The organism is Streptomyces sp. NPDC052079 (assembly GCF_040680275.1).
In the GTDB taxonomy this organism is placed as follows: domain Bacteria; phylum Actinomycetota; class Actinomycetes; order Streptomycetales; family Streptomycetaceae; genus Streptomyces.
The window spans coordinates 35,743-60,082 of the sequence record NZ_JBFAWL010000011.1; the positions used below are offsets into that span (position 1 = coordinate 35,743).

24 protein-coding genes and 2 tRNA genes are annotated in these 24,340 nt (G+C 71.8%); 23 read left to right on the plus strand and 3 right to left on the minus strand.

Annotation, left to right across the window (positions count from 1 at the left end; all coding sequences use genetic code 11):
• Positions 1-15 precede the first annotated feature (15 nt).
• Together AB0L56_RS18160 and AB0L56_RS18165 are read left to right on the plus strand one after the other, a co-directional pair.
• Positions 16-603, plus strand: a complete 588-nt coding sequence (locus AB0L56_RS18160) for a hypothetical protein (protein ID WP_365424444.1) — start codon at positions 16-18, stop codon at positions 601-603.
• An 87-nt stretch (positions 604-690) separates the two neighbouring features.
• Entirely contained in the window at positions 691-1,764 is a 1,074-nt protein-coding gene (locus tag AB0L56_RS18165) for a hypothetical protein (RefSeq protein WP_365424446.1), read from the plus strand.
• A gap of 21 nt (positions 1,765-1,785) precedes the next feature.
• Here AB0L56_RS18165 and AB0L56_RS18170 read toward each other — a convergent pair whose 3' ends face one another.
• Positions 1,786-2,901 (minus strand): M48 family metallopeptidase, encoded by a 1,116-nt coding sequence (locus tag AB0L56_RS18170; protein ID WP_361023135.1) that lies wholly within the window; start codon positions 2,899-2,901, stop codon positions 1,786-1,788.
• A gap of 271 nt (positions 2,902-3,172) precedes the next feature.
• On the opposite strand from AB0L56_RS18170, the gene AB0L56_RS18175 reads away from it, so the two are divergent.
• From AB0L56_RS18175 to AB0L56_RS18215, 9 genes are all read left to right on the plus strand, one after another.
• The gene (locus AB0L56_RS18175; protein ID WP_361023132.1) at positions 3,173-3,337 is read left to right on the plus strand and encodes a hypothetical protein; all 165 of its coding nucleotides are present in this window, start codon (positions 3,173-3,175) and stop codon (positions 3,335-3,337) included.
• A 64-nt stretch (positions 3,338-3,401) separates the two neighbouring features.
• Positions 3,402-4,040, plus strand: a complete 639-nt coding sequence (gene nadD, locus AB0L56_RS18180) for a nicotinate-nucleotide adenylyltransferase (RefSeq protein ID WP_361023129.1) — start codon at positions 3,402-3,404, stop codon at positions 4,038-4,040.
• Positions 4,041-4,056: 16 nt separating this feature from the next.
• Entirely contained in the window at positions 4,057-5,796 is a 1,740-nt protein-coding gene (locus AB0L56_RS18185) for an LCP family protein (RefSeq protein WP_365424449.1), read from the plus strand.
• A gap of 91 nt (positions 5,797-5,887) precedes the next feature.
• Positions 5,888-6,334 carry a ribosome silencing factor gene (gene rsfS / locus AB0L56_RS18190; RefSeq protein ID WP_361023123.1) on the plus strand — a complete coding sequence of 149 codons (447 nt, stop codon included), beginning with the start codon at positions 5,888-5,890 and terminating at the stop codon, positions 6,332-6,334.
• On the plus strand, positions 6,325-6,999 hold the full coding sequence (locus tag AB0L56_RS18195) for a histidine phosphatase family protein (protein ID WP_361023418.1): 675 nt from the start codon (positions 6,325-6,327) through the stop codon (positions 6,997-6,999). Before rsfS ends, AB0L56_RS18195 begins: the two co-directional genes overlap by 10 nt.
• A gap of 159 nt (positions 7,000-7,158) precedes the next feature.
• Positions 7,159-7,231: transfer RNA gene (locus tag AB0L56_RS18200), tRNA-Ala, on the plus strand.
• A 202-nt stretch (positions 7,232-7,433) separates the two neighbouring features.
• On the plus strand, positions 7,434-7,607 hold the full coding sequence (locus tag AB0L56_RS18205; RefSeq protein ID WP_365424451.1) for a hypothetical protein: 174 nt from the start codon (positions 7,434-7,436) through the stop codon (positions 7,605-7,607).
• 3 nt (positions 7,608-7,610) lie between these two features.
• Positions 7,611-7,844: a hypothetical protein gene (locus AB0L56_RS18210; RefSeq protein WP_019523121.1), complete on the plus strand. Its 234-nt coding sequence runs from the start codon at positions 7,611-7,613 to the stop codon at positions 7,842-7,844.
• Positions 7,845-7,959: 115 nt separating this feature from the next.
• Positions 7,960-8,032: transfer RNA gene (locus tag AB0L56_RS18215), tRNA-Ala, on the plus strand.
• Between the two features lie 115 nt (positions 8,033-8,147).
• Here the strand turns inward: AB0L56_RS18215 and AB0L56_RS18220 are convergent.
• Together AB0L56_RS18220 and AB0L56_RS18225 are read right to left on the minus strand one after the other, a co-directional pair.
• Positions 8,148-9,758 carry an NADH-ubiquinone oxidoreductase-F iron-sulfur binding region domain-containing protein gene (locus tag AB0L56_RS18220; protein WP_365424454.1) on the minus strand — a complete coding sequence of 537 codons (1,611 nt, stop codon included), beginning with the start codon at positions 9,756-9,758 and terminating at the stop codon, positions 8,148-8,150.
• Positions 9,755-11,005, minus strand: coding sequence for a cytochrome b/b6 domain-containing protein (locus AB0L56_RS18225; protein ID WP_361023114.1), 1,251 nt, complete (start codon positions 11,003-11,005; stop codon positions 9,755-9,757). The genes AB0L56_RS18220 and AB0L56_RS18225 overlap by 4 nt, the downstream gene beginning before the upstream one ends.
• Before the next feature lie 481 nt (positions 11,006-11,486).
• Between AB0L56_RS18225 and leuS the strand changes: the two genes are divergently transcribed.
• From leuS to AB0L56_RS18285, 12 genes are all read left to right on the plus strand, one after another.
• Positions 11,487-14,369: a leucine--tRNA ligase gene (gene leuS, locus AB0L56_RS18230; RefSeq protein WP_365424456.1), complete on the plus strand. Its 2,883-nt coding sequence runs from the start codon at positions 11,487-11,489 to the stop codon at positions 14,367-14,369.
• Between the two features lie 176 nt (positions 14,370-14,545).
• Positions 14,546-15,301: a hypothetical protein gene (locus AB0L56_RS18235; protein ID WP_365424458.1), complete on the plus strand. Its 756-nt coding sequence runs from the start codon at positions 14,546-14,548 to the stop codon at positions 15,299-15,301.
• A gap of 92 nt (positions 15,302-15,393) precedes the next feature.
• On the plus strand, positions 15,394-16,239 hold the full coding sequence (locus AB0L56_RS18240) for a DegV family protein (protein WP_361023105.1): 846 nt from the start codon (positions 15,394-15,396) through the stop codon (positions 16,237-16,239).
• Between the two features lie 130 nt (positions 16,240-16,369).
• Positions 16,370-17,638, plus strand: a complete 1,269-nt coding sequence (locus tag AB0L56_RS18245) for a ComEA family DNA-binding protein (RefSeq protein ID WP_365424460.1) — start codon at positions 16,370-16,372, stop codon at positions 17,636-17,638.
• Positions 17,635-20,205: a ComEC/Rec2 family competence protein gene (locus AB0L56_RS18250; RefSeq protein ID WP_365424462.1), complete on the plus strand. Its 2,571-nt coding sequence runs from the start codon at positions 17,635-17,637 to the stop codon at positions 20,203-20,205. The genes AB0L56_RS18245 and AB0L56_RS18250 overlap by 4 nt, the downstream gene beginning before the upstream one ends.
• Before the next feature lie 82 nt (positions 20,206-20,287).
• Positions 20,288-21,472, plus strand: coding sequence for a helix-turn-helix transcriptional regulator (locus tag AB0L56_RS18255; protein ID WP_365424464.1), 1,185 nt, complete (start codon positions 20,288-20,290; stop codon positions 21,470-21,472).
• A gap of 147 nt (positions 21,473-21,619) precedes the next feature.
• Positions 21,620-21,814: a hypothetical protein gene (locus AB0L56_RS18260; RefSeq protein ID WP_365424466.1), complete on the plus strand. Its 195-nt coding sequence runs from the start codon at positions 21,620-21,622 to the stop codon at positions 21,812-21,814.
• On the plus strand, positions 21,811-22,218 hold the full coding sequence (locus AB0L56_RS18265) for a DUF6415 family natural product biosynthesis protein (RefSeq protein ID WP_365424468.1): 408 nt from the start codon (positions 21,811-21,813) through the stop codon (positions 22,216-22,218). The genes AB0L56_RS18260 and AB0L56_RS18265 overlap by 4 nt, the downstream gene beginning before the upstream one ends.
• Before the next feature lie 15 nt (positions 22,219-22,233).
• Positions 22,234-22,446 (plus strand): arylamine N-acetyltransferase, encoded by a 213-nt coding sequence (locus AB0L56_RS18270; protein ID WP_365424647.1) that lies wholly within the window; start codon positions 22,234-22,236, stop codon positions 22,444-22,446.
• On the plus strand, positions 22,439-22,684 hold the full coding sequence (locus AB0L56_RS18275) for a hypothetical protein (RefSeq protein WP_365424470.1): 246 nt from the start codon (positions 22,439-22,441) through the stop codon (positions 22,682-22,684). The genes AB0L56_RS18270 and AB0L56_RS18275 overlap by 8 nt, the downstream gene beginning before the upstream one ends.
• A gap of 39 nt (positions 22,685-22,723) precedes the next feature.
• On the plus strand, positions 22,724-23,713 hold the full coding sequence (gene holA, locus AB0L56_RS18280; RefSeq protein WP_361023087.1) for a DNA polymerase III subunit delta: 990 nt from the start codon (positions 22,724-22,726) through the stop codon (positions 23,711-23,713).
• Between the two features lie 105 nt (positions 23,714-23,818).
• Positions 23,819-24,214: a nuclear transport factor 2 family protein gene (locus tag AB0L56_RS18285; RefSeq protein WP_365424472.1), complete on the plus strand. Its 396-nt coding sequence runs from the start codon at positions 23,819-23,821 to the stop codon at positions 24,212-24,214.
• Positions 24,215-24,340 lie beyond the last annotated feature (126 nt).

Below are 24,340 nucleotides of genomic sequence, written 5' to 3' on the forward strand. Positions count from 1 at the left end.
TACCGTCTGCCCAAAATGACCCCCCAGGTCTACTCTGGATCCGTGCCGGAGGACGTGGGGGGCACGCCGTTCCCTGACGGCTGGGAGCCCGACGACGACCACGACCGCGGGGTGTCGGACGAAGAGTTCGCCTCCGTGGTCTTCGACGAGGCCTTCGTGAGCGCGGCCCAGGTGCACGAGCCGACCGCCGTCGAGCGCCTCCTGGCCGCCGCCCAGGCGAGAGCCGAGGCCTCCGAGGCCGAGGCCCGCCGCTCCCGTGCGCGCGGTGAGCGCTACGACGACGGGTACCGCGGCTACCGGCACGACCCCTGCTACGACGACCCGGACGACGACGCCGACGTCCTGGAGGACGAGCACGGCACCCCGGGCGCGTACGGCGGGCCGGTCCGCTGGCACCGCCCCGTCGCCTGGATACTCGCCCTGGTGATGGGCATCGGCATGGTCGCGCTCGCCTTCTCGGCGGTCTACCGGGGCTCCTCCCACCGTCAGGAGCCGGTGCCGCCGGCCACGACCGGCGTGGACCGGGGCGGTGCGGCGACCCCCTCCGCGTCGGCCGACTACTCCCGGCCGACCGTCCCGGTGATCCCGCGCGGCACCCCCTGAGAGCGGCCGTCCGTTTGGTGAGGACCTGTCACAAGTTCCGGTCCGGCCGGGCGTTTACCGGGCCGTCCCCGAACCTACCCTGAAGATATGGGAGGGCCTCCGGACCCGCCCGAGGGGACGCCCGAGGGAGCCCCCGGAGGCGGAGAGGACGAGTACAGGTCCGTCGTCTTCGACGAGTCCTTCGTCCGTGCTGCCCGGCTCCAGGAGTACTCCGCCCAGGAGCGCATCACCGACCACGCCCCGGCCGTACGCCGCCGCCCGCCCCGGCGCAGGGGAGGCATCTCCCGGCAGGTGCTGGTCCTGGTCCTGCTCATCGCCGTGGCCCTCGGCACCGCCCTCTACCTGGGCATCCGGCCGTCCTACCGGACCCCGGCCGCCGACGCGCCCGCCGAGCCCCTGCGGATGACCGTCGTCCCGCTCGCCCCGCAGAACGAGGTACCCGGCACCGCGGACGTAGAACAGCTGTACGCGCACAGCCCGGCGGCGCAGTTCCGCACCGGTGCCGAGGGGGTGCCGCTCCCCCTGTCCCGGCGCACCACGCACTTCTCCGACACCCAGGTGGTCACCGCCCTGCTCACCGCCAAGGACTACCTCGTACGGTCCTCCCTCGACCCGGACGTGCTCACCGGCGGCGAGACACGCCCCGTGCGGGTGCTGCTCGACTCCGGCCAGCTGGACCAGTTCGACCGGAGCTTCGACCGGCCCGCCGGCGACGGCCGGCACGCACCCACCGGATGGCTGGTCCGCTTCGACCCCGCCCGCGTGGAACTGGCCGACGACCAGATCCGCGCGCACGGCACCATGCAGGCCGCCGAGTCCGACTCCGCCACCCTTGACGTCACCACCGACCACACCTTCGTCTACGCACTGCGCCCGGCGGGCGCCGGACAGGACGCCGAGGCGTCACTGTTCACGGTCCGCCGCGAGCTGCACTTCCGCTTCGACCGCGACGACCTGCGCCTGCACCAGGCCGAACTCGTCACCGCCCACATCCAGGCCGGACCCCTGTCCTGTGCACAGGACGCCGCCGCCCGGCTGCGCCCGCTGCTCGCCGGCCAGACGGCCGAGAAGGGCGGACCGGCCGGCACCGACCCCTACGCCACGGACAGCGCCCCGGCCCTGTGCGGCACGCTGGCGAAGGACGCGCAGCCGACCCTGTGAACGACGTCCCGCAGGCGGACCTCAGGCGCCGTCGCGCGGGGACTCCCCGTCGTCGGTGTCCGACGGCGCACCCGGCTCCCGCGGCCCCGGCTTCGGCGCCGACGTGAAGCCGCCGAAGCCGCGACGCACCCGGTCCCCCAGATCACCAGCGCCGCCCGCGATATCGCTGACCAGCTTCATCAGCGGGTCCTTGGAGTTCCTCACGTCACCGGCGTAGCTGCTCGCCGACTGCCGCCAGGAGTCCCGCACCGAGGCGTCCGTGTCCTCGTCACGGTGCGGGTAATGGCCGTCCATGATCCGCTGGTAGTCGCGGGAGGCCTGCCACATCTTCAGCTCGGCGGCGCGCACCGTGGTGAACGGGTGCGAGCGGGGCAGCACGTTCAGGATCTTCAGCACCGAGTCGCGCAGATCGCCCCCGGCCTCGTACTCCTCGGCCTGCTCCAGGAAGGCGTCCACGTTCATCTCGTGCAGATGGTTGCCGCCCGCGATCTTCATCAGGCCGCGCATCGATGCCGTCAGGTCCTGCCCGACCAGCAGTCCGGCCCGGTCCGCGGACAGCTCCGACTTGCGGAACCACTCGCGCAGCGCCGTCACGATCGCCGTGATCGCGAAGTTGCCCAGCGGGATCCACGCGACCCGGACCGCCAGCGACGTCAGGAACAGCAGGATCGTCCGGTACACCGAGTGCCCGGACAGCGCGTGCCCGACCTCGTGCCCGATGACCGCCCGCATCTCCTCCTCGTCGAGCAGCTCCACCAGACCCGTGGTCACCACGATGATCGGCTCGTCCAGGCCGATGCACATGGCATTCGGATTCGCGTCCTGGTTGACGTACATCGGCGGGACCTTCTCCAGGTCCAGGATGTAGCAGGCGTCCCGCAGCATGTCGTTGAGGTGCGCGAACTGCCGGTCGGAGACCCGCACCGAATCGGACAGGAACAGCAATCGCAGACTGCGCTCGGGCAGCAGACCGCTCAGCGCCTTGAAGACCGTGTCGAAGCCGCTCAGCCTCCGCAGCGACACCAGCGCGGAGCGGTCGGCCGGATGTTCGTACGCACGCGAGGAGATTCCGGGGAACCGCCTGCGCTGCCTGCTCGGCACGTTCTCGTGCCCGTTGTGCTGTTGGCCGTCGGACATGTTTCCCCCATGGGCGTCTGAAGTGACCTTCGCGGGCCGTAACCGGCCCTGTGCTCTCCCGCGGCAGGACCAGCCTAGGCGCGGACAGCGCCGGACGGGCAGTGCGGACGGTACAGCGGGAAGGACGGCCAAGGGCCGTACGAGGTTGCCCGCCGGAGTGCCGTGGCCGCTCGCGGCCGTAACGGCGGAGTCGGCGTGAGCGCCGCCAAGGCCCCCGCTTACGATGAGCGGACGTCTTTATCCCGCCCACACGCGATAGGTTCTGCCGAAGATGAGCTTCCCCAGCACCGCTGCCCAGTTGGTCACCCTTGCCGCCGAGGGCGGAGAGCACGGCGGCAACCACGAGAGCCTGAGCCCCTACCTGACCGGTGGCGGGGCCCTGTTCGTCCTGCTCCTCCTGCTGTGGATCACCACCCGCTTCAACCGCGACCGCTGATCCCGGCTGCCCGGCAGGGCACTGGCGGAGGGGCGCTCGGGCCGGGCCGGTAGGGTCTGCACGCATGGGAGAGCAGGACATGCCTACCGGTCCCGGCAGCGGCCCGGCCAAGCACGGCAAGCGCCGTCTGGGTGTGATGGGCGGCACCTTCGACCCGATCCACCACGGGCACCTGGTGGCGGCCAGCGAGGTCGCGGCGCAGTTCCACCTGGACGAGGTGGTGTTCGTCCCCACCGGGCAGCCGTGGCAGAAGAACCACCGCACGGTCTCCGCCGCCGAGGACCGCTATCTGATGACGGTCATCGCCACCGTGGAGAACCCGCAGTTCTCGGTCAGCCGCATCGACATCGACCGCGGCGGACCCACCTACACCGTGGACACCCTGCGCGACCTGCGCGCGCTCAACCCGGACACGGACCTCTTCTTCATCACCGGCGCCGACGCCCTCGCCCAGATCCTCACCTGGCGCGACAGCGACGAACTCTTCTCCCTGGCACACTTCATCGGCGTGACCCGGCCCGGCCACCACCTGACCGACCCCGGCCTCCCCGAAGGCGGTGTCTCCCTGGTGGAGGTTCCCGCCCTCGCCATCTCCTCCACGGACTGCCGTGCGAGAGTCTCCAAGGGAGAACCCGTCTGGTACCTGGTGCCGGACGGAGTCGTGCGGTACATCGACAAGCGCCAGCTGTACCGCGGCGAGTGATCCGAGAGGGGCACCGGTGAACGACCGATACGACGCGGGATACGAGGGCGGCGCCCCGTACGAGCTCGTCGGCTACGACGAGTACGGCCGGCCTGTCTACCGCCAGGCCACGGACCAGCAGGCTCAGCAGGCCCAGCAGTACGACGGCTACCAGCAGCAGGGCTACGGCTACGACCCGTACGCCACCGGCGGGCACCAGCAGCCGTCGTACGACCCGTACGGGACGCCCGGCCGCGCGGCCCCGCAGCAGCCCCAGGCCCCCTCGTACGGCTCCTACGACCCCTATGGCACCCAGCAGACCGGCCGGAACGCCCCGTACGACCCCTACGACCCCTACGGGCAGCACCCGGGCGCCGCCGCCCCCGGCACCGGACAGCAGCCCCGCGTCGCCGAGCAGACCGCGCACATCCCGCAGCAGGCGGGCCCCGTCGACGAGGCCGACGACCCCTACGACCCCGCCGACCCCGACGGGCCCGGCGGCCGGGAGTACCGCACCGAGCAGTTCGCCTTCGTCGAGGACCCCGACGACGACTCCGAGGACGTCATCGACTGGCTGAAGTTCACCGAGAACCGCACCGAGCGGCGCGAGGAGGCCCGGCGCCGCGCCCGCAGCCGGATCGTCGCCCTCGTGGTGGTCCTCGCCCTGGTCGCGGCCGGCGGCGTCGGCTACCTCTGGTACGCCGGGAAGCTCCCCGGACTGTCCTCCGGCCCGGAGACGGGCACCACGACGGCCGCCGGCGCGCAGAAGCGGGACGTGATCGTCGTCCATCTGCACGACACCGAGCGGGGCGGTACCGCCACCGCCCTGCTCGTCGACAACACCACCACCCAGCAGGGCACCACCGTCCTGCTCCCGAACTCCCTCGCCCTCACCGCCGAGGACGGCACCACCACCACGCTCGCCAAGTCCGTCGAGGACGACGGCTCCGCGGGCACCAGGACCGCGCTCGACACCGTCCTCGGCACCGACATCGAGGGCACCTGGCGGCTGGACACCCCCTTCCTGCTCACCCTCGTCGACCTCGTCGGCACCATCGAGATCGACACCGACACCGACGTGCCCGACCCGGACGCCAAGAAGAAGGGCGAGGCGCCCCTGGTCAGGAAGGGCAAGGGCCAGACCCTCAGCGGCAAGATGGCCGTCGCCTACGCCACCCACCGTGGCTCGGGCGAGGCCCAGAACGCCCAGCTGGAACGGTTCGGGCAGGTGCTGCACGGTGTCCTGCGCAAGCTGACCTCCGAACCGGACGCCGCCACGACCACCATCCAGACCCTCGGCCAGATCATCGAGCCGCCGCTCACCGACAAGGACCTCGGCGCCTTCCTCGCCGGGCTCTCCGACCTCGCCAAGGGCGGCGACCACAAGACCGCGCTGCTGCCCGTGCAGCAGGACGGCACGCTCACCGCCGAGGCGAGCGACAGTGTGGTCAAGGACGTCCTCGGCGGCACCGCCAAGAGCCCCGACCCCAACGCCGCGGTCAGCGTCTCCGTACGCAACGCGACCGGTGTCGACAACCGCACCGACAAGGCCCGCGTGGTCCTGCTCAACGGCGGCTTCACCTTCCGGGGGGCCGGCACCGCCGCCGCCCCGGAGGCGACCTCGAAGGTCGTCTACGCGGACGCCGCCGACAAGGAGAACGCCGCCGAGGTCGCCAAGACCCTGGGTCTGGACGCCGACTCCGTCAGCAAGGGCAGAACCTCCGCGAACGCCCGCGTCTCGGTCGTCCTCGGCCAGGACTACGACCCCGCTTCGTAAGGGGACCGGCGCACCCCGAGTCATCAGGTGGGGTGCGCCCGGCTGTCGTGAGACCCTGGAGGGTAAGTGACCGCCGACCGAAAGCCTCGCAGTGACCGCAACCGACCGTTCCCTCGAACTCGTCCGCACCGCCGCGCAGGCGGCCGCCGACAAGCTCGCGCACGACATCGTCGCCTACGACGTCAGTGACGTGCTGTCCATCACCGACGCCTTCCTGCTGGCGTCCGCGCCCAGCGACCGACAGGTCAAGTCGATCGTCGACGAGATCGAGGAGCGGCTGAACAAGGAGCTCGGCGCCAAGCCGGTCCGCCGCGAGGGCGACCGCGAGGCCCGCTGGGTGCTGCTCGACTACGTCGACATCGTCGTCCACGTCCAGCACAGCGAGGAGCGCGTCTTCTACGCCCTGGAGCGGCTGTGGAAGGACTGCCCCGTGCTGGAGCTGCCGGAGGACGCCGTGGCCACCCGCGGCAAGGCCGCCGAGCACGCCGAACAGCAGGAGGCCGAGGAGGCGGCGCAGGCGGGCGGTGACTGGCGGTGAGTGCCACGGGTGAGGTGCGCGGCTCCGGAGGCCGGGGCCGCCGCGTCATCCTGTGGCGGCACGGCCAGACCTCCTGGAACGTGGAGCGCCGCTTCCAGGGCTCCACGGACGTCGAGCTCACCGAGACCGGCATCGCCCAGGCCCGCCGGTCCGCCCGGCTCCTGGCCGGCCTGCGGCCCGACGCGATCATCTCCTCCGACCTGAAGCGGGCCGCCGACACCGCCGCGGAGCTCGCCGCGCTCACCGGCCTGCACGTCACCCACGACGAGGCCCTGCGGGAGACCTACGCGGGCGTCTGGCAGGGCCTGACGCACGACGAGATCATCGCCAGGTACGGCGACCAGTACGCCGCGTGGAAGCGCGGTGAGCCGGTTCGCCGGGGCGGCGGCGAGCTGGAGACCGAGGTCGCCGACCGCGCCGCCCCCGTGGTGCTGCGGCACGCCGAGAAGCTTCCGGAGGACGGCACGCTCGTCGTGGTCAGCCACGGCGGCACCATCCGCACCACCATCGGCCGGCTGCTCGGCCTCGACCCGCACAACTGGGAGAGCCTGGGCGGCCTCACCAACTGCTGCTGGTCGGTCCTCGGCGAGGGCGCCCGGGGCTGGCGCCTGCTGGAGCACAACGCCGGCACCCTGCCGGAACCCGTGCTCGGCGACGACGACTGAGGGCCCGAGGGCCCCGGCTCCGGCGGGCGGGAGCCGCGGGTCCCGGGCCGGGACCGCCCCGGGACCCGGATTTCACTTTCTGGCAGGTCGCAGGCTAAAGTTCCTCTTGTTCGCCCCGCCGAGCGGGACGGAACACCAAACGGCTACGCCGTGTGGTTCGGGGCTATAGCTCAGTTGGTAGAGCGCCTGCATGGCATGCAGGAGGTCAGGAGTTCAATTCTCCTTAGCTCCACATGACGAAGATCCCGCCTCCCCTCAGGGAGGCGGGATTTTTCGTTGTCCGCAGATGAGCAGGACGGGTCCCCGAGGCGTATACGTCTGCGAGGCGCCGAGCCGTGTCCCGACCGGTACCCCGGCGTCGCTGACCGTATTGGCCCGGTCGTGGCAGAATCAAACGACCGGAAGGGGGCGCGGCCCGACGGGAGGGAGTTGTGATGCCTGCGAGCATCCTCGAGGAGGTCGACCACCTTCTCGGAGCGGTGTCGACCCGACGGACCTCGACCCGGCTCAGCTGCCCTTCCTGCGGTTCCGCGCACGTCGCCCAGGTACTCGGCGACAACGGCGGGATCTCCTTCGTGTGCACGGCCTGCGGCCACAGCTGGAGCTGACCGATGGGTGCACACAGGCGGAAGTGCGACTGGTGCGGCAGCGGCACGCCGATCGTCCGTGACATGGAGCCGCTCAATCCCGACTACCAGTACTGGTGCGAGGAGTGCGCGCGGGCGCTGATCATAAAAGGCGACCCCATCGAGACGTACCGCGAACTCGAGGGCGAGCCGATCTACGGGCGGCTCCTGGAGGAACACTGCACCCTCAAGCGCTTCTACTCGTTCGTGACCGCATGACCCCGTGCGGGCAAACCGGACAGGGCCCGAGCGAAGCGAAACCGATTTGGTGTTGGGCCGGGTCGACCGTGTAAAGTTGGCGACGCCGCCGGGGAAACCGGGCGGAGCACGGCAAGGGGCTATAGCTCAGTTGGTAGAGCGCCTGCATGGCATGCAGGAGGTCAGGAGTTCAATTCTCCTTAGCTCCACTGAAGTCGAGGGCGGATCATCCGAACGGATGGTCCGCCTTCGCTGGTTGTACGGCGCGGGTGGTGAGGGTCGTCCGCGCCGGGGCGGCCCGAAGGCCGCCCCGGGCGGTCGCCGTCAGCGTCCCAGGGCGCGCCGGCCGCGTCCCTGGGAGAGCACCGGCAGATTGCGCGAGGGCGCCTTGGCCTGGGGCGACTCGTCCTCGATGCGCAGGGCCAGCGCCGGACAGCGGCGCACCGCGCGCAGCGCCTTGGCCTCCGCGAAGCGCGGCACCTGCGCCTGAGCCACCGTCGGGAAACCGTCCGCGCCGAGCTGGAAGACCTCGGGGAGGATGTCCGCGCACAGACCGTGGCCCCGGCACAGCGTCCAGTCGACGTAGATCTTCTGACGGCTGGGGCCGTTCTCCTCGCCTCCGCCGCCCGGGATGCCCGTAGGGGCCCTGCCTCCCTCGAAGAGCGGCAGAACGCCCGCCACGGGCCGTCCGCAGCCGTTGCCGAGGACATGGGCGGCCAGGTCGTCGGTGAACGCCTTGACGGTCGACTCCAGGAACATCGCGGAGCCGTCCGGGTGCGAACAGGCGCCGCGCCGCTTCACGTTCTTGGCGACCTGCTTGACGGCCTCCAGGGCGGCCGGACCGCCGCCGTTGAGGATGTCCTCCAGACCGCGCGCGGCGGCCGGCAGACCCAGGTAGCAGGGGCCGCACTGGCCGGCGCTCTCCTCGGCCAGCCACTTCGCCACCATCAGCGACTCGCCCAGCGGGCAGGTGTCCTGACTGATCGGCAGGATCGCGCCCGCGCCCAGCGAACCGCCCACCGCGTCCAGGGAGTTGCGGGAGACGATCGCCTCGTTGACGGTCGCCGCGTCGATCCACTTGCCGTGATAACCGCCCGTCAGCACCCCCTGCGGCACCGGCGGGCCGCCGGCGAGCTGCAGGACGTAGCGCAGCGGCACACCCGTCGGCACCTCGATCACCATGGGGCGGGTCACCGCCCCGGACACCGTGAGCATCACGGTGCCCGGCTCGTCGTACAGGCCCGTGTTGCCGTAGCGCTCCGGGCCGATGCGGGCGGCGATGGCGAGCTGGGCGAAGGTCTCGGCGTTGGACAGCAGTGTGGGCGCGCCGCCGACGCCGTTCCTCGAGGCGCTGACCTTGCGGCCCGGCGGGATGGCCGGGCCGCCGTCGATGGACCGGATCAGGGAGGCCGCGGCCCCCGTCACCATGCGGACCGGGTTGCGCTGCACGCGGGCGCGCAGCGCGGAGCGGCGGCCGTTGCTCAGGCCGCGCTCGGCGAGCGCCTGTTCCATCGAGCGCTGGGTGGACTCACGGGTGACTCCCACCACGAGCGTGCGGGCACCCATGGCCTCGGCGCACAGCAGCGCGCCGTCCAGGATGAGATGCGGGGCCCGGTTGATGAGCACCGTGTCCTTGCGGCAGGCCGGCTCGTCCTCGCTGCCGTTGACGACGACGACCGGCCGGACGCCGCGCTTGATCGCCGCTTCGGCGACCGAGCGCAGCTTCTTGTGGAAGGGGAAGCCCGCGCCGCCGCGGCCCCTGAGATTGATGCGTTCGGCGAGCTGCGCGAGCTGCTCACCGCCCAATGGCTCGAGCGGCCCGTGCACCTTGAGGTGCATGGGCAGATCGAGCCGGTCGACAAGGTCGAAGCCCGACGTCAGCTGGGGAAGCCCGACCACGCGGACTTCGGGTACGTCGGGCAGAGCCTCGTTCACTTATAGCCTCCGGACGGCATGTTCCAAGGTTCGCCCGAACCCGGTGCGCCGAAGTCGTAGGTCGACGACGGCGACGCACCGGAGGGTGTTTCAGGGGTGGGACCGCTGTTGTACGTGTCACTCGGGTTGTACGTGCCGTAGAGGCTGTTCGTCTCACCGGTGTCGTACACATCACTTGAGCCATAGCCGGCGCCGACCGAATTGTCGTAGGCCGGGATGTTGTATCCGGTGTCGTTGAGCGGGTCGTACGACGACGGCGGGGCCTCGCCGACCGGCGGCGGCGACGGGACCGGCCAACTGCCCGAGGTGCCGGCGGGGCCGTCCACGCGTGGCATGGCCTCGGTGGGCTGCATGTCCAGCGGCAGCTCCATGCGGGCGGTCGCGTCGGCAGCGAGGGGCGGCGATCCGGCCGCGGGCCGGCCGGGTGCCGACACCGCGCGGTAGGCGGCCGCGAAGCCGTTCGCCGGTTCCGGGGCAGGGGCGCGCTCGGCGCTCTCGTACAGCGGGCGTTCGCCGCCCGGCCGGCCGTCGCCCCGGGCGGTGCCGCGCCTGCCGTAGCCGGGCAGGGACGCCTCGGCCGTCCGGGCCCGGCTCTCCTCCAGCTTCTCCTCCCGTTCCCGCTGCTGGTCGGTGCCGATCAGCGCGGTGATCCGCTCGGCGATTCTGCGCTTGACCCGGGGCGGGGAGGCCCGCACCACCAGGGCCGTGAGGACGCCGAGCAGCGACAGCCCGTAGAGGATCAGAAAGATCGGCTTCGCCGCGCGACCCGCGTAGAGGCCGTGCACGAGCGCGGCACACCAGGCCGGATAGGCCAGCATGTGCATCGCCCGCCAGCGGGCCGCTACGGGGGCCGGGGAGGCGAAGCGGTTGCGCAGGATCCCGGTGATGCCCACGAAGATCATCAGCATGCCGGCGAGCGTGCCCAGGCCGATCAGGAAGGACCGGCCGGCGACGGCCTCGTCGTCGGTGAGGGCCAGCCCGAAGGGGATCACCGCGGCGATCCACGTGGTGTGGTCGAGGGCCAGCTTGATGACGATGTGGATGACCAGGAAGACGATCGAGGCGACCGCGGTGCTGCGGTGCACCGCCTGCGCCAGGATCCGCTGGCGGGGGCCGAGCAGGATGCGGTCCTGGGCGACGAGTCCCCAGATCACCGAGCAGCTGAGGCAGACGAGTGAGAGCACGCCGACGCCGAAGTTGAGGAACTCGAGGAACCAGTCGTCCGCCGTGCTGTCGTCCGGCCTCACGACCTACCTCCCGACATCACGACGTGGAGCGGGCACGACGGAGTCGCAGCCGACCGGCCCCGAGCGGGGGGTGGGCTGCTGTCTGGACGAGGGTTCATGGGGGCAACTCCGAACGGTTCGGTAAAGCGGTCCCGCTGCCGAACTCTAAGGGGCGTCGTACGGATCAGTACCAGGTTTGAGTTATTGCGCTGTTATCAAAAGACAATGAGCCCGTTGTGATGTCCCTTAGTGGTCGTTACGCGAAGTAACCTTTGACCTTCGGTCAACGTGGCGGGGAAGCGTCGCGGTCGGATCCATGGCATGCGGTACCCTGTCGCCATGCGTGCCGTACGCCTTCTGCTTAGCGAGCCGCGCTGATCAGTCCCGACCGCCGGTGACCGGTGGGTCGGAATCGGCGCGGCGTCCCCTCCTGTGCGAGGGGATTTTTCATTTCCGGCAGTCGCAGCAGCAGGCAGAGACGATCGATGGAGCTTTGAGGATCATGAGCGAGACGAACCCCGCAGCCGCGGAGGCCGCGCCGCACCGCTACACGGCCGCCCTGGCCGCCGAGATCGAGGCACGCTGGCAGGACGTCTGGGACGCCGAGGGGACGTACGCCGCGCCCAACCCCAAGGGCGACCTGGCGGGCGACCCGGAGCTGGTCGCCCGGCCCAAGAAGTACATCATGGACATGTTCCCGTACCCCTCCGGGGCGGGCCTGCACGTCGGTCACCCCCTGGGCTACATCGCCACCGACGTCTTCGCCCGCTTCCAGCGCATGACCGGGCACAACGTCCTGCACACCCTGGGCTTCGACGCCTTCGGCCTGCCCGCCGAGCAGTACGCCGTGCAGACCGGCACGCACCCGCGCGTGTCCACCGAGGCCAACATCAAGAACATGCAGAGCCAGCTGCGCCGGCTGGGCCTGGGCCACGACAAGCGCCGGTCGGTCGCCACGATCGACCCGGACTACTACAAGTGGACCCAGTGGATCTTCCTGCAGATCTTCAACTCCTGGTACGACGAGGAGGCGAAGAAGGCCCGCCCGATCTCCGAGCTGATCGCCCAGTTCGAGTCCGGTGAGCGCCCCGTCCCCGGCCACACGCGCCCGTGGAGCGAGCTGACCGAGGCCGAGCGCGCCGACGTCCTGGGCGAGTTCCGCCTGGCCTACGCCTCCGACGCGCCCGTCAACTGGTGCCCGGGCCTGGGCACCGTGCTGGCCAACGAGGAGGTCACCGCCGAGGGCCGCTCCGAGCGTGGCAACTTCCCCGTCTTCAAGGCCAAGCTGCGCCAGTGGAACATGCGCATCACCGCCTACGCCGACCGTCTGCTGGACGACCTGGACGACCTGGACTGGCCCGAGGCCATCAAGCTGCAGCAGCGCAACTGGATCGGCCGCTCCGAGGGCGCCCGCGTCGACTTCCCCATCGACGGCGAGAACATCACCGTCTTCACCACGCGCCCCGACACCCTGTTCGGCGCCACGTACATGGTGCTGGCGCCCGAGCATCCGCTGGTCGAGAAGTTCACCCCGGACGCCTGGCCCGAGGGCACCCACGAGGTGTGGACCGGCGGCCACGCGACACCCACCGAGGCCGTCGCCGCCTACCGCGCGCAGGCCGCCTCGAAGTCCGACGTCGAGCGGCAGGCCGAGGCCAAGGACAAGACCGGCGTCTTCATCGGCGCGTACGCGACCAACCCGGTCAACGGTGCCAAGGTGCCCGTCTTCATCGCCGACTACGTCCTGATGGGCTACGGCACCGGCGCGATCATGGCCGTCCCCGCCCACGACACGCGCGACTTCGCGTTCGCGCGCGCCTTCGAGCTGCCCATGGTCTGCGTGGTCGAACCGACCGACGGCCGCGGCGCCGACCCCGCGACGTGGGACGACGCCTTCGTCTCCTACGACGCGAAGATCATGAACTCGACCGGCCCCGGCGTCTCCCTGGACGGCCTGGGCGTCGCCGAGGCCAAGGCCCGCATCACCGAGTGGCTGGAGCGCGAGGGCCACGGCGAGGGCACCGTCAACTTCCGCCTGCGCGACTGGCTGTTCAGCCGTCAGCGCTACTGGGGCGAGCCCTTCCCGATCGTCTACGACGAGGACGGCGTCGCCCACGCCCTGCCCGAGTCGATGCTGCCGCTGGAGCTGCCCGAGGTCGAGGACTACAGCCCCCGCACCTTCGACCCCGACGACGCCGACACCGAGCCCGAGACGCCGCTGTCCCGCAACGAGGACTGGGTGAACGTCACCCTGGACCTGGGCGACGGCCGCGGCCCGCGCCGGTACCGCCGCGAGACCAACACCATGCCCAACTGGGCCGGTTCCTGCTGGTACGAGCTGCGATACCTGGACCCGCACAACAGCGAGAAGCTGGTCGACCCGGAGATCGAGCGGTACTGGATGGGCCCGCGCGAGGGCATGCCGCACGGCGGCGTCGACCTGTACGTCGGCGGCGCCGAACACGCCGTGCTGCACCTGCTGTACGCGCGCTTCTGGTCCAAGGTGCTGTACGACCTGGGCCACGTGTCCTCGTCCGAGCCGTTCCACAAGCTGTACAACCAGGGCATGATCCAGGCCTACGTCTACCGCGACAGCCGGGGCATCGCCGTACCGGCCGCCGAGGTGGAGGAGCACGACGGCGGCTACTGGTACCAGGGCGAGCGTGTCACCCGGCTGCTGGGCAAGATGGGCAAGTCCCTGAAGAACGCGGTCACTCCGGACGAGATCTGCGCCGAGTACGGTGCCGACACGCTGCGCCTGTACGAGCTGGCCATGGGCCCGCTGGACGTGTCCCGCCCGTGGGACACCCGCGCGGTGGTCGGCCAGTTCCGGCTGCTGCAGCGGCTGTGGCGCAACATCGTCGACGAGGCGACCGGAGAGGTGACCGTCGTCGACACCGAGGCCGCCGACATCGACGAGGACACGCTGCGCGCCCTGCACAAGGCGATCGACGGGGTGCGCGGCGACCTGGAGGGCATGCGCTTCAACACCGCCATCGCCAAGGTCACCGAGCTGAACAACCACCTGACCAAGCGGTCGGGCGCGCTGCCGCGCCCGGTCGCGGAGTCCCTGGTGCTGCTGGTGGCGCCGCTGGCCCCGCACATCGCCGAGGAGCTGTGGCGCAAGCTGGGGCACACCGACTCGGTGGTGCACCAGGACTTCCCGGTCGCCGACCCGGCGTACGTGGTCGACGAGACCGTCACCTGCGTCGTGCAGATCAAGGGCAAGGTCAAGGCGCGGCTGGAGGTGTCCCCGGATATCTCCGAGGACGAACTGGAGAAGGTCGCGCTGGCCGACGACAGGGTCGTCGCGGCGCTGGACGGGGCCGGGATCCGCAAGGTCATCGTGCGGGCACCGAAGCTGGTGAACATCGTCCCGGCGTGAGGTGAGAACGGGGGCGTAGCCGGAGGCCGGAACAGGGGCTCCGGGTAGTCCCCTACGGGCAGGTTCGGGGTTCTCTCGGAACTCCTGACCTGCCCGTTGCGTTTACCGTTGAAGAGCGGCGCGGAGCGTGCCGGGACGTTGCCGGGACAGGCCGAAAAGCCTGGAGGAGGAGCCTCGTGGAAGCGGTGTTCGCAGTGATCGCCCTGCTCTTCGTGCTCTTCGTGCTCTTCGTGGCGCTCGGCGTCTACGCCACGGTGAAGGTCGTCGGCGCTGCCAAGCGCAGCGCGGACCGTCACCTCACCCAGGCCCGCCGCACCGTCGAGGACCACACCCTGAGGGCCAAGGCATTCGCCCAGTCCGGCCCGGCCGGTGAGATCGCCCAGCTGCGGCTCACGCTGCGCACCTCCATGCGGGCCACACAGGATGCGCTGGAGGCCGCCGCCACCGAGGATGCCTCCCTCAAGGAGTCCCTCGACCTGTTCCGGCGGCTCAGCACGCACGGCCATGACCTGGACGGCGAACTCAGGCGCCTGGAGTCCGAACCGGACCGCACCACCCTCGCCGCGCGGCTGCCCGAGCTGCGGGAGCGCACCGAGCGCATCACAGGCTCCGCCGACTCCCTGCGCTGGGCGGTCCGCGACCGCACCCGCCGCTTCGCCGACGATGATCTGGACTCCCTGAGCGGCCAGATCGACATGGAGGCCGGAGCGCTGCGGCACTGGACCGCGACGGAAGCGCAGCCCGCACCCCCGCCCTGGCCCGAGGCCCCCGCCGCCGACGCCCCGTCGGCCGGCCAGACCTGGCCGGAATCGCCGGCTCCGGCCTCCGGGCGGAAGCCGGAACAGGACCCCGAGCGCGCCGCCCTCGACCCGCCCGCGCCTCGGCAGGCGTACTCCTGGGAGAAGAAGCCGCGTCCGGAGAGCACCACGTGAGCACGGCCCGGACCGCCTGATCCGGCCGCGGCCCGACGCGGCCCGCGGGCCCGGGCTGCCGCACGGACACTACGCCAGGTAACCTCCAGCTCATGTCCCGCCATGTCGCGATCGTCACCGATTCAACGGCCTACCTTCCGGCCCCGACGATGGAGCGGCACCGCATCACGGCGGTACCCCTGACCGTGGTCCTCGGCGACCGCGCGCTCGAAGAGGGCACCGAGATCTCCACCCGGTCCCTGGCCCAGGCTTTGCAGAAGCGGCGCCCGGTCACGACGTCACGGCCCGGCCCCGAGGTCTTCGCCGAGACCTACCGCAAGGTCGCCGAGTCCGGCGCCACCGGCATCGTCTCCCTGCATCTGTCCGCCGAGCTCTCCGGCACCTACGACGCGGCGGTCGTCGCCTCCCGCGGGGCGCCGGTGCCGGTGCGGGTGGTGGACACCGGCATGATCGCCATGGCGCTCGGTTTCTGCGCGCTGGCGGCGGCGGAGACCGCGGAGGCGGGCGGCACCGTGGACGAGGCGGTCACGGCCGCGGAGAAGCGGGCGGCGGGCACATCGGCCTACTTCTACGTCGACACGCTCGACTATCTGCGCCGGGGCGGCCGGATCGGCGCCGCCCAGGCCCTGCTGGGCTCGGCCCTCGCGGTGAAGCCGCTGCTCCAGCTGGCCGGCGGCCGTATCGAACCGCTGGAGAAGGTGCGGACGGCGTCGAAGGCGATCGCCCGGCTGGAGGAGATCGCGGCCGACCGGGCGGGCGGCGCGGAGGTCGATGTCGCCGTTCACCATCTCGCCGCCCACGAACGCGCGTCGGCCCTCGCGGAACGACTGCGGACCCGGCTGCCGAAACTGGCGGAGCTGCACGTCAGCGAGGTGGGTGCGGTGATCGGGGCGCATACGGGGCCGGGGCTGCTGGGGGTTGTGGTCTCGGCTCGATGAGGCGGGGTCGGGGCGGTGGGATCAGGGGGCGCCGCTCGGAAGGGTGACGAAGTTGTCCACAACCGGCCAGTAATCCCCGGAATTCGACCATGATCATTGCGGATCGGCCGCAGTCCCCGATCCTCATCGCATGGCACTTCGATCACGCTCACGCACCGCACACGCGACCAGCGGCCCGGGCCGCGCCCCCGCCTCCGACCACCGCGTCCGCCACCGCCGCCCGGGCAGGCCCCGTTACCGGGCCCGGGAGCGGGAGCGTCCCCCTTCGGCGGAGGAACTCCGGCGCCGGGCGGACACCTTGTTCGGCGAAAGCGAGGCGATCCGCGGGCAGTCGGGCGGCACGGGCGGGCACGCCGGCACCCCGCAGGCGCCGACGCCCGCCGGCGACAGGCGCGCCGGGCGAGTACCGAGCTGGGCAACGAACCCGGCGGGGCGAGCCGCCCCATTAGCGGCCGTGAACCATTCGACGACGGCCGACACGAGCCGGCGGACCGCCGCAACCACGTACCGCCCGGTGACCGGCAGCCGAACGATCGTCGTGCGCTCACTCACACCCGGCCGCACGCCTGCCGCCGCCCAAGTGGCCGACTCGCACCACCCGCCGCCAGGCCGCAAGGAGCCCGCATCCGGAGCCACCGACGTGCCTCCCACCACGCACGACCCAGAACCTCCCCCGGACCGACGACCGAACCGCGCCGCCCTCGCACTCCGGGAGCGCCTCCCTCTATGGGTGCAGATCCATTGCGGTCTGGAACGACGCAGCGTGATCGCACTGTCGGCACTGCTCGTACTCGTCCTCGGCTTCGCCGTGCAGCACTTCTGGGCAGGCCGGACCCAGCCCGTGAAGGCCCCGGAGGTGGTGCGGGCGGCCGTCCCTCACGGTGAGCGGGCAGCCGAGAAGGACAGCTTCCCCGCCGCACCGGCCGGCGCGGCCAAGACCGGCGCTTCGGCGGCGCCCGAGATCGTCGTCGACGTCAGCGGCAAGGTGCGCGACCCCGGCATCCATCGCCTGCCCGCCGGTTCACGCGTCGAGGACGCGCTGCGGGCGGCGGGCGGAGTGCGTCCCGGCACGAAGACCGACACCCTCAACCGCGCCCGTTTCCTCGTCGACGGCGAACAACTGGTCGTAGGAGGCCCGGCCCCCGCCGGGGCGTCCCAAGCCCCCGCACCCGCCCCCGGCACCGGCACGGCGGCGGCCGGCCCCCCGACCCCGGTGTCCTTGAACACCGCCACCCTGGACCAGCTCGACGCCCTCCCGGGAGTCGGCCCCGTGCTGGCCCAGCACATCGTCGACCACCGCACCCGCACCGGCGGCTTCCGCTCGGTGGACGAACTGCGCGACGTCAATGGCATCGGCGACCGCCGCTTCGCGGATCTGCGGAACCTCGTACGGCCATGAGCACCGGCACGACGGACCAGGCGCAGGCCCCACCACCCCCGGAAGCCATCGCCCGCCGGCCCGTGCACGCTGCGTCCGGCAAACGGCTCGGCGCCGCGCATCCGAGACAGGAAGGACCCACGGACCTCCGGCTGGTCCCGCCCGCACTGATCGCGTGGGCCACGGCGGCGCTGATACTGCACGCACCGCCCTCCCTGGTGGCGGGCGCCGTGATCCTGCCCCTGCTGACCGCGGCCGCACTCCTCGGGACACGGAGCCGCCTGACGCGCCGGGGACGCGCCACGGCCCACGCCGCAGCCGCCGCGCTGCTTTGCGCCGCCGCTGCCGCCGGCTCGGCGGGGCTGCACGGCGCGGACCTGCGGCGCGGCCCGGTGCCCGAGCTGGCGCGGGAGTACGCCCAGGCCACCGCCGAGGTCGAGATCACGGTCGATCCCCGGCTCAGCCGGCCCAGGGTCAGCGGAAACCACATGGCCCGGCCGTCCGTGCTGATCGAGGCGGACGTGCGACGGGTGGAGGGGCCTGACGGAGCGGCGCGGACGACTCGGGCCCCCGTCCTCCTGATCATCGACGCGCATCCGCTCGGACGGACGAGCGCGTCGACGAACCAAGGGAGTTCGCCCTGGCTGGGCCTGCTGCCCTCCACCCGACTGCGGGTCGAGGCACGGCTGGCCCCGGCGAGGGCGGGCGGCGACCGGTTCGCGGCCGTCCTGCGGGTGAAGGGCGAGGACGGACCGCAGACGGTGCACGGGCCGTCCGACCCCCAGCGGCTGGCGGGCCGGCTGCGGGCCGGACTGCGGGAGGCGACCGACGGACTGCCGGAGGACGCGCGTGCCCTGCTGCCCGGCCTGGTCGTGGGCGACACCGCGCGCCTCACTCCGGAGCTGGACGAGGCGTTCAGGGAGACCGACCTCACGCACACGCTCGCCGTCTCCGGCGCGAACTTCACCATTCTCCTCGCCCTGCTCCTCGGCCCTCCCGGCCTGGCCCAGCACGCCGAGCGCCGCGGCCTGGCCCCCCACCTGGGCATCTCCCTACGCGCGACGGCCCTCCTGGGAGCCGTGCTCTCCCTCGCCTTCGTCGTCGTGTGCCGGCCCGACCCCAGCGTGCTGCGGGCCGCCGCCTGCGGATCGGTCGCCCTGCTCGCCCTCGCCACCGGCCGCCGCAGATCCCTCATCCCGGCCCTGGCGACGGCCGTACTGCTCCTGGTGCTGTACGACCCCTGGCTGGCCCGCAGTTACGGCTTCCTGCTCTCCGTGCTGGCCACCGGCGCCCTGCTCACCCTCGCGCCGCGCTGGAGCGCGGGCCTGCGCCGGCGCGGCGTCCCGCCCCGTCTCGCGGAGGCGCTGGCCGCCGCAGGGGCCGCGCAGGCACTGTGCGCGCCGGTGGTGGTCGTGCTCGCCGCGCGGGTGAGCCTGGTGGCGATCCCGTGCAACCTGCTCGCGGAGTTCGCGCTCGCACCCGCCACGGTGCTCGGCTTTCTGGCCCTGGCCACCGCGCCCGTCGCGATGCCGGCGGCGAAGGCACTGGCCTGGTGCGCGAGCTGGCCCGTGGAGTGGATCGCGCAGGTCGCCAGGACCGGGGCCGCGCTGCCCGGCGCGGGCGTGGACTGGCCCGCGAGCTGGACCGGAGCGGCGGCCCTCGGCGCCGTCACCGTGGTCGCACTGCTCCTGGGCCGCCGTCTGCTGCGCCACCCCTGGTGGTGCGCTGCCGGCGCACTGCTCCTGCTCCTCCTGGTGGTGCAGCCACGGCCCCTGACCCGGGCCGTCACGGGCTGGCCGCCGCCCGGCTGGCGCATGGTGATGTGCGATGTCGGTCAGGGCGACGCGTTGGTGCTGGCGGCCGGCGAGGACTCCGGCGTGGTCGTGGACGCCGGTCCCGACCCGGCCCTCGTGGACGGCTGCCTGCGCTCCCTGGGCATCACCCGCGTCCCGCTCGTCGTCCTGACCCACTTCCACGCCGACCACGTGGCGGGCCTGCCGGGGGTCCTGCGCGGACGGGAGGTGGGCGGCATCGGGATCACGGCGTTCGAAGAGCCCGCCGACCAGGCCGCGTTCGTACGAAGACTCGCGGCCGCCCACCACATCCCGGTGACGCACGCCGTCGCCGGCGAGGAGCGACGCACGGGCGGGCTGTCCTGGGAGGTGGTGTGGCCGCCGCCGGGCGCCCATCCGGCGGCGGAGGGCCCGAACGACTCCAGCGTGGCCATGCTGGTCCGCACGGCGGGCCTCCGCCTGCTGCTCCTCGGCGACCTGGAACCCCCGTCCCAAAGCGCCCTGGCAAGATCCCCGGCATCCGACCGCCTGACCGACGTGGACGTCCTCAAGGTCCCCCACCACGGCTCTTCGTACCAGTCCCCGGACCTCATCCGCCGCGCATCCCCCCGACTGGCCCTGATCAGCACAGGAAAGGACAACACCTATGGCCACCCGTCCCCGGCCACGATCACCGCATTGACAACCGACGGCGCGACGGTCCTACGCACGGACCAGGACGGCGCCCTGGCGGTAACCGGCACCGGAAAGGACCACCTGGCGGTGACCCGACACGGCAACAGCCGTCGCCCGTAAGGGGCTAGCGCCGCTGAGCGGGCCTCCGGGACGTGGTCGGGGGGGTACCGTTCCGAGTGTCGAGTTCAGAACGGAGCTCCGTATGCCCCCGTCCACTGAAGAACGCGCGGGTGCACGCATCGCGCATGCCCGCAAACTCCGCCGACTGACGCAGCGCGAGCTGGCCGACCTGTCGCATGTCTCCTACAGCACCTTGACGAAGGTTGAGCAGGGCATCATGCCTGCCAGCCCTTCCGTCCTCGGAGCGCTCGCCCGGACCCTGTCGCTGCCCGTCACGGACCTCACCGGGCAGCCGTATCTCGACGAGCTGCGCCAGGACCAGCTCGACGGCTTGATCAACCCGATCCGGGAAGCGCTGAACATCTACGACCTCGGCCCCGACCCGGACGTGAGCCCCCGCCCGGTCGGCGAGCTGGAGGAGCACGCGGAGCGGCTCTGTGCCTTGGTCCGCGCCACGAACATCAAGCAGGTCGCCGCCGACCTCCCCGGCCTCATCCACGAGGTGACCACGAACGCGCACCTGGCGGCGGACGACCGCAGTTGGCAGTTGCTCGCCAGCACCTATCGGACCGCGTACGACGTCACGACCAAATTGGGCTACCCGGACCTGTGCACCGTCGCCCTGGACCGCATGGACTGGGCAGCCCGGCGGGCGTCCGACCCCGTGCTGTCCGGCATGCGCCAGTACCTGCGGGCACTCGCTTACCTGCGGGCCAGCGACTACAAGACCGGCAAGCGACTGATAGTGCTGGGCATGGCCGCTCTGGAGCAGGCGGAGTCCGGGCGCGTCCTGGATGTCGTCACTGGGCAACTGCACCTGGGGGCTGCCGTCCTCGCCGGCCGGGACAAGAACAAGGACGAAGCGGAAGGGCACCTCAGCGAGGCGGCCCGGATCGCGGAGCGCACCGGGCCGGCGGAGAAGACGCACTGGCTGAGCTTCGGGCCGACGAACGTTAAGGTGCACCGAGTCAGCGTGCTGGCGGAGCTGGACCTGTACTCGGAGGCTGTCCGCCAGGCGCAGAGCATGACCCTCCCCGACGGGTGGCCGCCCTCACGACTCGCCCACCACCAGGCGGAGGTCGCGCGGGCCCAGATGTGGACCGGCCAGACCGACGCGGCATTCAAGAGCCTGCTGGCCGCGCGGAAGCTGGCACCCCAACAGACCCGTTACCACCCGACTGTCCGGGAGACGTACGCCGGCCTGGACGCGGCAAGGCGGCAGATGCCGGACAGCTTCGGCAACTTCGGCTCTTGGCTCGGTATGTGACGGACCGTTAGCTACTGGCCCTAACTATCAGCCAAGACTGATAGTTAGGGCCTCCTCGCGTCGGCACTCTGGCTACGAAGGCACCCCGGCGACCGCGCTGCGAGCGGCCCCGGGGGGTGGCCAACGCTGCATAGGAGCGTCGACACCATGAACGCTACAGCCCGCAGAAAACTCGGCGTCAAGATGACCATCGAGGTCTTCACCGTGAACCAGTGCGGCCGGGTGATCGAGGACCGGGGGACCGTGTGCGTCACGAACGGCCGAGGGCCCATCCCTCTCGGACACAACTGGCCGCCCTGCGCATGCCCCCGCCACCGTGCCGGGCAGGCGGTGACCCGGTGAACACCAACCACCCGGGCACGGAGGCCGGACCGGCCGGCATCGGCTCCATGCGCGCCGTCGCCTCCTGGTTCATCGACCGGCCCACCCTCCCGCGTCACGGCGACGTCGCCCGCTTCGACCACGACTTCCGCCGGCACCTGGACCAACTGCTGCCGCTCCTCGAGGAACTCACTGACCGGCGCGACAGCGGCGACATCCAGGCCCGGGCGGCGCTCGCCGGCGTCCGGGAAGCACGGCGGTGGCTCACCGAGCCGGAGGCCGCCGGTCTGGCCGGTGAGGTCGCCCGCGTCAAGCGGCTTGCCTGCGCGGTGCTGGCACTGTGCGACCACCACGAAACGCTCACCAACAACACCGCCTACCTGACCCACGACCGGCCCCTCACCGACGGCCCCACCAGCCACTGACCGGCGGTTGCGACCCTGACCCTGCGGTCGCCGACCGGGGACGGGGGACGGATCACGCTCAGCGGCCGGCGGTTCACCGTCACGGCGCCGGACGGGACGCGGGAGGAACGGGAGACCGGCACGGACGAGGAGGTGCTGGCGCTCTACCGGGACCGGTTCGGCATCGCGTCGCTGGACACGGTGCCGAAGGTGTGGGACGGCGTGCCGGACAATGGCCCGTGTGAGTGATGTGCGACATGTGCTGGTGCTGCCCGACCGTGATGCCGCGGAAGAGGTGGCCGAGGCCCTCGGGGAACGGTTCGGGGTCGACGAGGAGCCGCGGCTGGTGCGGGACGCGCTGGCCGGTGAGGACGACGCGGAGGACGCGCAGTGGCTCGTCGTCCTGCGGGACGAGGCCGGGCGGCTCGACCCCGGCGAGCTGAACGAGTTCGCCGGCGAGTGGGAGGGCTGGCGGGAGGAGCCGTAGCCGGCGGCGTTGTCAGTGGGGCGTGGGATGCTTGTCGCGATGGCCAGGAAGACCGGATCCGACGACCCCCTCGCCCCCGTGACGCTCGCCGTGGGCCAGGAGGAGCTGCTGCTCGACCGCGCCGTGCGGGAGGTGGTCGCCGCCGCGAAGGCGGCCGACGCCGATACGGACGTACGCGACCTGACCCCCGACCAGCTCCAGCCGGGCACGCTCGCCGAGCTGACCAGCCCGTCGCTCTTCGCGGAGCGCAAGGTCGTGGTCGTACGCCAGGCGCAGGACCTGTCGGCCGACACCGTCAAGGATGTGAAGGCGTACCTCGGATCGCCCGCCGAGGAGATCACCCTCGTGCTGCTGCACGCGGGCGGAGCCAAGGGCAAGGGCCTGCTCGACGCGGCGCGCAAGGCGGGGGCGCGGGAGGTGGCGTGCCCGAAGATGACCAAGCCGGCGGACCGGCTGGCCTTCGTGCGGGGCGAGTTCCGCACCGCCGGGAGGTCCGCCACGCCCGAGGCGTGCCAGGCGCTGGTCGACGCCATCGGCAGCGATCTGCGCGAGCTGGCCTCGGCCGTGTCCCAGCTGGTCGCGGACGTCGAGGGCACCATCGACGAGGCGGTCGTGGGCCGGTACTACACCGGGCGGGCGGAGGCATCGAGCTTCACCGTCGCCGACCGGGCGGTCGAAGGACGCGCGGCGGAGGCTTTGGAGGCCCTGCGCTGGTCACTGTCGACCGGGGTGGCCCCGGTGCTGATCACCAGCGCGCTCGCGCAGGGCGTACGGGCGATCGGGAAGCTGTCGTCGGCGCGCGGCGGCCGGCCCGCCGATCTCGCCCGGGAGCTGGGCATGCCGCCGTGGAAAATCGACCGGGTGCGGCAGCAGATGCGCGGCTGGACCCCGGACGGCGTGGCCGTGGCACTGCGCGCGGTCGCCGAGGCGGACGCGGGAGTCAAGGGCGGCGGGGACGACCCGGAGTACGCCCTGGAGAAGGCGGTGGTCACCATCGCCCGCGCGGCGCGGTCGCGAGGCAGGTCATAGCCCGCACGCACGGCCGTTGATCGAGTTCTCCCGCCCCTCCGCGAGGGGGAGAATCGGAAGTGTCAGCCGTAGGTCGCCCGAGCGCACGGAGAGGTGGCGAGCACAATGGCTGAACACCCGAGCGCACAGATCGTCCGAAAGGGATACGAGGCCTTCACCCGCGGGGACATGGAGACCCTGCGCGGCATGCTGGCGTCGGACGCGACCCACCATGTGCCGGGGTCCGGCGCGCTGTCCGGTGACTTCAAGGGCCGGGACGAGATCATCGACATGTACCGGCGGATCGGTGAGGAGACCGGCGGGACGTTCACCGTCGAGCTGCGGCAGATCCTCGTAGACGGCCGCGGACACGCCGTGGGCGTGCACCACGCGACGGCCGACCGCAAGGGCAAGCACCTGGACGAGGACGGATGCATCGTCTTCCGGATCGTCGGGGACAAGATGACGGACCTGGACGAGTGCGTCGCCGACATGGACGCGGTGAACGACTTCTGGGCGTAGCCGACCAACAGAAGGCCCCGCCACCCACCCTGGGGAAGGGTGAGGGCGGGGCCTCCGGATGAAGCGTGTGAGCTCGTACCCGCGTGGCGAACGCAGGCCGCGTACGAGCTCGGGGTGCCGGCCGGG